The sequence below is a fragment of the Leifsonia sp. HAY1-4F genome (assembly GCF_056755275.1).
Genome location: NZ_JBNDHX010000044.1, coordinates 20813 through 28533, shown reverse-complemented (window position 1 = coordinate 28533; position 7721 = coordinate 20813). Strand labels below are relative to the sequence as shown.

Genomic DNA, 7721 nt, shown 5'->3' with positions numbered 1-7721 from the left:
TCCGTCGTCGGCAGCGTCAGATGTGTATAAGAGACAGGGGGCCGGGCGGAGGGGTCAGTGCGCCAGTTCGGGCACGCTGCGCGGGCGGACGACCAGCCAGAGGGAAGCGATCGAGATGACGGCGCAGATCGCCATGACGGCTCCCATCGGCGCGGCGCTGCCGACGCCCAGGATGCCGACGATCGGCGAGACGATTCCGGCGGTCCCGAAGTTGAGCGCGCCGAGAAGGCTCGCCGCCGTCCCGGCCTCGTGCCCGTGGCCGTTGAGCGCGAGCACCTGGACGCACGGGAAGCCGAAGCCGCACGCGGCGATGAAGAACCAGAGCGGGATGACGGTCCCCCAGAGCCCGACGTGCGCCTGGTCGAGCACGACGATCAGCACCGAGGCGAAGAGCATCACGACAGTCGAGCAGGCGAGGATCCACTGCGGCCCCACGTACTTGGTGAGCCGTGCGGACGACTGCACCCCGATGATGATGCCGATCGAGTTGACGGCGAACAGGAGGCCGTACTCCTGGGCGTTGAAGCGATAGATCTCCTGGAAGATGAAGGAGCTCGACGACAGGTAGGAGAACAGCCCGGTGAAGTTGGCGGCGCCGACGATCGCGATCCCGACGAACACGCGGTCGCTGAGCACCGACCGGTAGCGCTGGCCGACCGTGGCGTGGCCGGCGTCGTGGCGACGGGCCTTCGGGAGCGTCTCCACGATCCAGAGGGCGACGCACACCAGGACGAACAGGCCGTACGCAGCGAGCACCACGAAGATGCCGCGCCACGGCATCACCAGCAGCAGCGTCGAGCCGAGCACAGGCGCGAGGACCGGCGCGAGGCCGTTGACGAGGGCCAGGCGGCTCAGCATCCTCACCAGCGGGCGACCACCGAACAGGTCTCGGACCATCGCCATCGCGACGACACCGCCGGCTGCAGCTCCGATGCCCTGCAGTGCGCGCGCCACCCCGAGCAGCTCGACATTGGGCGCGAGCGCCGCGGAGAGACACGCGATGATGTGCACCGCGGTCGCGACCATCAGCGGCATCCGCCGGCCGACCTTGTCCGACCACGGGCCCACGAGCAGCTGCCCCACGGCGAATCCGATGGTCGTCGCCGTCAGGGTCAGCTGGATTGCGGCCGTTGAGACGTCGAATTCGGTCTGCAGGGTGGGCAGCGCGGGCAGGTAGGTGTCGATGGTGAAGGGCCCGAGTGCGGTCAGCGCACCCAGGACGAGGATGTACGCGAGGCGCTGACGACCGGAGAGCGAGTCTCCGGGATGCACGACGGTGGTCACGAAAGAGTCCTTGGTAATCGAGAGTGGACGGGCTGGGAGGGCATCACCGCCCACCATCGGACGCAATGACAACAGCACCGCGCGGCAGGCGGTGCTGTGTGGGAGCCTCGAATCGATTCGATCGACGGCTGAAACCAATCCTATACGCGCTCGGACGCAAATGTGAACGTACACATTCGAATAGCGGTCAGGAAGCCGGAGCCTCCAGCAGTGGCCCGAAGGCGAGTTCGGCCGCACCGATCATGAGGATGTCCGAGCCGAGTTCCGCGCGCACGATCGACAGCCGCTCGGCGCTCGCGGCGAGCGCCTGTGCGGAGACGAGGCGCGGCAGGCGCTCGGGGTCCAGTCCGTGGAGCGAGCCGAGGAATCCTCCGAGCACGATCAGCTGGGGGTCGAACACGTTCGTCGCGGTGCGCAGGGCCGTCGCGAGGAACCCGAGCTGGCGCTCGACCTCGGCGGTGACCTGCGGCTCGCCGGCGGCGACCGCCGCCGTCAGCGCGCGCTCGAGTTCCTCCGGGTCGGCCGCATCCATCCCCAGGACGCGCAGCAGCGCCCCCTGGCTCACCTCCGTCTCGAGGCACCCGATCGCGCCGCAATGACAACGCACACCCGCCGAGTTGACGAGGGTGTGACCGAGCTCGCCGGCGTAGCCGCTGATGCCGGTCAGCGGGACGGCTCCGGCGATGACCCCGGCGCCGATGCCGGACGCGCCGCCGTTGAGGTACACCAGGTCGCTCGCGCCGCGGCCGGCGCCGAACAGGCGCTCGGCGTTGGCGCCGAGGCTCGCGTCGTTCGCCGCGCGGACCGGGAACCCCGTTGCGGCGGCCAGCTCCGCAGCGAACGGCTCCTCCGCCCACTCCAGGTGCGGTGCGAGACGGACGACGCCGTCGTCCTCGCGCACCAGACCGGGGACGGCGACGCCGATCCCCACGATGCGCGTTGCGGCCGACAGTTCCGGCCGGAGTCCATCGATGACGGCCGCGGCGATCCGCACGGCCTCGGCCGCGGTCGGGATGTGCGCGGTCGGGAACCGCACGCGCCGCTGCACGCTCGCATCCAGTCCCACCACTCCGACGGTGATGGCGTCGATCTCCGGGTTGAGGGCCAGCGCGACGACGCGCCCATCGGGAGCGACGACCGGCGAGGGGCGGCCGACCCGGTTGCTCGCCTCGGGCTCGCGCTCCTGCACGAGGCCGAGGTCGGCGAGCTCGCCGACGAGCGCGCCGATGGTCGACCGGTTGAGCCCGGTCGCCTGGGTGAGCGTCGAGCGGGCCAGGGGCCCCTCGCGATGCACGAGTCCGAGCACGGTGGCGAGGTTGTGCCGCCGCACCGTGTCGAGGTTGGTCCCCGCGCTCGCCCTGTCATTCATTTTCCCCGTAACTGTATCGTCGTCGCGGCCGCGGGCGCTCTGCCGCCTCCCGCTTGGCGGCGGTAAGGTCATACGTATGGCACTCGACGCGATGGCCGCCTCCCGGCTGATCCCCCAGCGGCTGCCCGCGGCGCGCCTCGGAGTGGCCGTCGTGGCGGAGCTCGTGGAGCTCATCGTCACGGGGCAGTTGAAGGAGGGCGACCTCCTGCCGCCGGAAGGGCCGCTCAGCGAGCACTTCGGGGTGAGCCGCACCGTGCTCCGGGAGTCGGTCAAGCGGCTCGAGGAGAAGGGGCTCGTCATCGTGTCGCAGGGCCGCGGCACGCAGGTCCTCGCTCCGGGGTACTGGAACATGCTCGACCCGGTGGTGCTGTCCGCACTCATCGACAACGACGAGAGCCTCGGCGTGCTCGACGAACTGACGATCGTGCGCGCGAGCCTGGAGTCCGCGATGGCCGCCGCCGTGGCCCAGTCGCACACCTCCGAGGAGCTCCTCCGGCTCGAGAACGCGCTCACCGCGATGCGCGCGAGCGAGTCCGAGACGGACTCCTTCCGCCAGGCGGACGTCATCTTCCACTACGCCCTGATGGAGATCTCGGGCAACCGGCTGGCCGAGAACATCGCGAAGCACCTGTACAAACGGGCGGTCGAATCCACCCGCTATCAGGGCATCAATCCGCCGGATGCGGTCGCCCTGACGCTGGACGAGCACGCCGCCATCGTGGAGGCCATCGGCCGCGGGGATGCCCCGGGCGCGGAGAAGGCGATGCACGACCACATCCACGTGTCGTGGGAGCGACGGAGGCTGCCCGACCACGCCCCACGGACGAAGGCCGCCAAGAAGGCTCAGCCGAGCGAGTAGACCTCGGCCGCCGTGCCGCCGAACACAGCATCCCTTTCGGCCTGCGACAGGCTCCCGAGCAGCTGCCCGGCGGCATCCCGCCAATCCGGCGCTCCCCCGCCGAGCTCGGCCAGCGGCCAGTCCGAGCCGTACAGCAGCCGCCCGGCCCCGAAGGCGTCGAGGGTCGTCTGGACCAGCGGCCGGAGATCCTCCGCGCTCCAGGCGCCCGGGACGAGACCGGACGTCAGACCCGACACCTTCGCCCACACGTTCGGAAACGCGGCCAGCTCGCGGATCCCCTGCTCCCAGCGGACCGCTTCCGCATCCTCCGCGAGCGGTCCGCCGAGGTGATCGAGAACGAACCGCAGCGACGGATGACGGCGAGCCAGGGTGGACGCCTGCTGCAGCTGCCAATCGCGGACCACGAGGTCGAACACCAGTCCCGCGTCGCCGAGCGCGTCGAAGCCGGCGGCGACGGACGCTCCGAGCATCCACCCGGGATCCGGGTCGATGTGCGCGAGGTGCCGGACGCCGACCACCGGTACCGTCGCTCCGTCCCGGACCCGGTTGAGTTGCGCTGCGACGTCCGCGCTCAGGTCGACCCAGGCCACCAGCCCCGCGACGACGCGAGGATCGCTGCGCGCGAGCCGCCGGCTCTCCCCCAGGCTGTTGCTCGCCTGGACGACGATCGCCCGCTCCATCCCCGTCGCCTGGAGCATCGTGGCGAGCTCCGGGGTACCGAAGTCGCGGTCGATGACGGCCATCGAGTCCGGGTCGATCCAGTCCTGCGGGTCGAGGGCACGGTTCCATAGATGGACATGGGCGTCGATGCGCTCGCTCACCCCAGGTGCCACACTTCGTCGAGCGGCTGCCACAGCGCCCCCGGGTTGCGTTCGTCCGCGACCCTGACCTGGCACGGATCGGTGTGGGTCAGCCAGCGCTGCGTCGTCGCGTCCGCGTCAAGCCTCCGCATGTCGGCTTCGTAGTCGTCGCCGACGTACTCGTAGTACGCGAACAGCACGTCCCCGAAGACGTAGATGCTGTAGTTGCGGATGTTGCCTTCGCGAAGTGCCGCCTCGACCTCCGGCCACACCGAGCGGTGCAGCTCCAGGTACTCCTCGCGCTTCTCGGGCCGCACCCCGACGACCATGCCGAAGCGCCGCGGTTCCGCGGTCACGAGACGGGCCTCAGCGGGACGGTCGGGTCGTCGATCACGTCGGGCTCGGCCACCAGGCGCAAGGCTGCGCGCTCCGGACGGATGTGCGGGCCGGTCGCCGGCGGAACGGCCTGGGCGCTGTCGCTGGAGAGCAGGGACTCGTCGACGACGATGCCGATGCCGGGCCGGTCGCCGAGGACAATCCCGCCGTCGTCGAACTCCTGGTCCACATCCAGTCCCACCGGGAATCCCAGGTCCTGCACCTCGAAGGTGAGCAGGTTCGGGACGGCGGCAGCGGCATGCGCGATCGGGTTCGTGTTGTACGCGACCGGGCTGACCGGGAGGTCGTGGCCGTGCGCGAGGGTCGCCACCCGCAGGAAGTGGGTGATGCCCCACACGTTGCCGACCTGCACGATGTCGAGCGCGTTCGCGTCCAGCAGCGGACGGTACTGCTCGAGCCCGGTGAGGTTCTCGCCGCTCGCGATGGCCGCACGGATCTTGCCGCGCAAGGCGGCCATACCCGCCGCGTCCCACCGCCGGAGCGGCTCCTCCACCCAGGTGAGGTCCATCCGCTCCTCGATGGCGCCGATGTAGCGAGCCGCCTGCGCGTGGTTCCAGGACTCGTTGACGTCGAACATCAGGGCGGGATGCCGGGAGTTGCGGCCGAGCACCTCCCGCATGATCTCCAGCCGAGGCAGGTCGCGGTCCAGATCGCGGCCGCCCTTCAGCTTGCCTGCCTTGAAGCCGCGGTCGGCGAACCGTCCGTACAGCTGTGCGAGCTCGTCGTCGGTCAATCCGTACTCCAGGCCCGAGGCGTACCCGGGGACGAAGCGCTCGCGGGCTCCCAGCATGCGCCACAGCGGTTCCCCGGCTGCCTTCGCCTTGAGGTCCCAGAGCGCCATGTCGATCGCGCCGATCGTACCGAACGTGCTGCCGGAGTGACCGGCCTTGAACACCCAGTCGAGCATCCGGTCGTACAGGGCGACGACCGAGCGCGGATCTTCCCCCTCCACGGCCGGGAAGACGCGGGCGACATCGGGATGCGCGCCGACGCCGACCCCTTCCAGCCCGCTGTCCGTCTCCAGGATCAGCACATGCACAGGGGTGGTGTCGCCGCTGTGCACCCCGTTGACGTCGCCGGTGACCCGGCCCCAGTCGTGGACCGTCGCGAGGCTGCGGTAGCCGGTGATCTTCATCGGTGGTTCTCCTTCTTCGGCGACGCGGTCATTCCTTGGTCCCCCCTGCCGTCATACCCGTGACGAGGAATCGCTGCGAGAAGAGGAAGACGATGAGGACCGGGAGGATCGACACGATGGTCGCCAGGGCGAGGGTGGGCAGCTGGACGGAGTCGGATCCCGCCGAGCTGGGGTTGAACGCCGGGGTCGACGCGAGCAGCGTCGTGAGCCCGACCTGGATGGGATAGCCGTCGCTGGAGGGCAGCATGACGAACGGCAGGAAGAAGTTGTTCCAGTTCTGCACGAAGCTGAAGAACGCCACCAGCGCGACGATCGGAGCGGCGAGCGGCAGGGCCACCCGCGTGAACACCTGGAACTCGGAGCATCCGTCGATCCGGGCGGCTGCCAGCAGATCCCGCGGGATGCTCGTCGAGAAGTAGATGTAGGTGAGGTACACCCCGAACGGGAAGAACGACATCGGCAGGATCACCGACAGCGGGCTCCCGATCAGTCCGACGCTGTTCAGTTCGAGGAAGATCGGAAGCACGAGAGCGGTGCTGGGAATCAGCATCACGACCAGGGTCAGCACGAGAAGGGCCCGGCGCAGCCGGAACTCGGTCAATGCCAGGGCGTAGCCGGCCGGGATGCTGACCAGCAGCGTGATGACCAGCGCGCCGAGCGAGTACAGCGCCGAGTTGCCGATCCAGGTGATGACCGCGCCGTCCTGGAAGCCGAACAGCTGGTTCCAGTTCGCCACGAAGTCGCCCCACGACCCGAGCGAGAACGGGTTGGCGACGATGAGCGCGTTGGCGGACTTGGTCACCGCAAATAGAAGCCAGACGATGGGGATGGCGAAGAACAGGACGAAGACGACCAGCACGACGCCTGCGATGGAGCGGCCGCTCCAGCCGCGCAGGCTGGGCAGGCGGCGACGCTCGCCGGTGAGAGCGGTCATGGTCATTCCCTTTCGAAGAGTCCGCCGCGGGTGACGAAGACCCAGGAGAGCAGAAGTGCGACGATCAGCAGCAGGAGCGAGATCGCGGCCGCTCCGTTGAAGTCGTTCTGCTGGAAGGCGTACTGGTAGGCGAGCTGGTTCAGCGAATAGTCGTTGGGCACGACGGCGTTGCTCGCCTGGCTGAGGAGCTGCGGTTCGACGAACAGCTGGGTCCCGGCCGCCAGCGACATCACGCCCATGTACGCGATCCACTTGCGGAGCATCGGCAGCTGGATGCGCAGCGCGATCTGCACCGCGTTCGCGCCGTCGATGCGTGCCGCCTCGATCACGTCGGTGCTGATGTTGTTCAGGGCTCCGTACATGATGACGATCCAGCCGCCGGCGCCGGTCCAGAAGGCGATGATCGCGAAGATCGCGGGCAGATTTCCCGGCTGGATCACCTGGACGAAGCTGTGCATCCCCATCAGCCGCAGCAGCCCGCTGACGGGGCTGGCGGTCGGGTCGAGCACGAAGAGCCAGAGCAGGACACTGGAGGCGCCGGCGAGCGCACCCGGCAGGTAGTAGATGAAGCGGAACGTCGTGCTCGCCCATCGCACGCGGAGCGCGTGGACGATCAGCGCGAGCAGGACCACGAACAGCACCAGTGCGATCAGCCAGATCACCAGGTACACGGTGACGTGGAGCACGGCGGGCCAGAACCGGAAGTCGGTGACCACCTTGACGAAGTTGTCCACGCCGGCGAATCCGCCGTCGGCGTTGGTGAAGGCCAGCAGCACCGCGTACAGCGCCGGAACGATGCCGAAGGCGATGGCGAGCAGGGCGTAGAGGGAGACGAACACGTAGCCGATCGGAGTGCGGCCGGGTGCCCGGCCGCTTCGGCGGACCGACCGCCGGCGCTCTGCAGCGCCGGCGGCCAGCTGTTCGCTCGGTGGAGCGAGGGTCAT

General features: G+C 69.3%; 8 protein-coding genes. 1 reads left to right on the top strand and 7 read right to left on the bottom strand.

The genetic code is table 11. The annotated features are described in order from the left end of the window. Positions 1 to 54 precede the first annotated feature (54 nt). Together ACPYOG_RS10275 and ACPYOG_RS10270 are read right to left on the bottom strand one after the other, a co-directional pair. Complete coding sequence (locus ACPYOG_RS10275) at positions 55 to 1284, bottom strand: multidrug effflux MFS transporter (protein ID WP_481294132.1); 1230 nt, start codon at positions 1282 to 1284, stop codon at positions 55 to 57. 187 nt (positions 1285 to 1471) lie between these two features. Continuing rightward, positions 1472 to 2653, bottom strand: coding sequence for an ROK family transcriptional regulator (locus ACPYOG_RS10270; protein ID WP_481294131.1), 1182 nt, complete (start codon positions 2651 to 2653; stop codon positions 1472 to 1474). A gap of 76 nt (positions 2654 to 2729) precedes the next feature. Between ACPYOG_RS10270 and ACPYOG_RS10265 the strand changes: the two genes are divergently transcribed. Then, positions 2730 to 3512, top strand: a complete 783-nt coding sequence (locus tag ACPYOG_RS10265) for a FadR/GntR family transcriptional regulator (RefSeq protein WP_481294130.1) — start codon at positions 2730 to 2732, stop codon at positions 3510 to 3512. On the opposite strand, the gene ACPYOG_RS10260 is transcribed toward ACPYOG_RS10265, so the two are convergent. Genes ACPYOG_RS10260 through ACPYOG_RS10240 form a run of 5 tightly spaced genes read right to left on the bottom strand, consistent with a single transcriptional unit; the run spans position 3497 to position 7721 of the window. Beyond that, positions 3497 to 4333, bottom strand: coding sequence for an amidohydrolase family protein (locus tag ACPYOG_RS10260; RefSeq protein ID WP_481294129.1), 837 nt, complete (start codon positions 4331 to 4333; stop codon positions 3497 to 3499). The genes ACPYOG_RS10265 and ACPYOG_RS10260 overlap by 16 nt on opposite strands. Then, positions 4330 to 4668, bottom strand: a complete 339-nt coding sequence (locus ACPYOG_RS10255; protein WP_481294128.1) for an L-rhamnose mutarotase — start codon at positions 4666 to 4668, stop codon at positions 4330 to 4332. Before ACPYOG_RS10255 ends, ACPYOG_RS10260 begins: the two co-directional genes overlap by 4 nt. Further along, positions 4665 to 5843 carry a mandelate racemase/muconate lactonizing enzyme family protein gene (locus ACPYOG_RS10250; RefSeq protein WP_481294127.1) on the bottom strand — a complete coding sequence of 393 codons (1179 nt, stop codon included), beginning with the start codon at positions 5841 to 5843 and terminating at the stop codon, positions 4665 to 4667. The genes ACPYOG_RS10255 and ACPYOG_RS10250 overlap by 4 nt, the downstream gene beginning before the upstream one ends. A gap of 28 nt (positions 5844 to 5871) precedes the next feature. Further along, positions 5872 to 6777 (bottom strand): carbohydrate ABC transporter permease, encoded by a 906-nt coding sequence (locus ACPYOG_RS10245; protein WP_481294126.1) that lies wholly within the window; start codon positions 6775 to 6777, stop codon positions 5872 to 5874. Between the two features lie 2 nt (positions 6778 to 6779). Further along, positions 6780 to 7721, bottom strand: coding sequence for a carbohydrate ABC transporter permease (locus ACPYOG_RS10240; protein WP_481294125.1), 942 nt, complete (start codon positions 7719 to 7721; stop codon positions 6780 to 6782).

Excerpts from the sequence above, each read along its gene's own strand:
- ACPYOG_RS10270 (WP_481294131.1), bottom strand. The coding sequence starts at position 2,653 with ATGAATGACAGGGCGAGCGCGGGGACCAACCTCGACACGGTGCGGCGG.
- ACPYOG_RS10265 (WP_481294130.1), top strand. The coding sequence starts at position 2,730 with ATGGCACTCGACGCGATGGCCGCCTCCCGGCTGATCCCCCAGCGGCTG.
- ACPYOG_RS10250 (WP_481294127.1), bottom strand. The coding sequence starts at position 5,843 with ATGAAGATCACCGGCTACCGCAGCCTCGCGACGGTCCACGACTGGGGC.
- ACPYOG_RS10245 (WP_481294126.1), bottom strand. The coding sequence starts at position 6,777 with ATGACCGCTCTCACCGGCGAGCGTCGCCGCCTGCCCAGCCTGCGCGGC.
- ACPYOG_RS10240 (WP_481294125.1), bottom strand. The coding sequence starts at position 7,721 with ATGACCCTCGCTCCACCGAGCGAACAGCTGGCCGCCGGCGCTGCAGAG.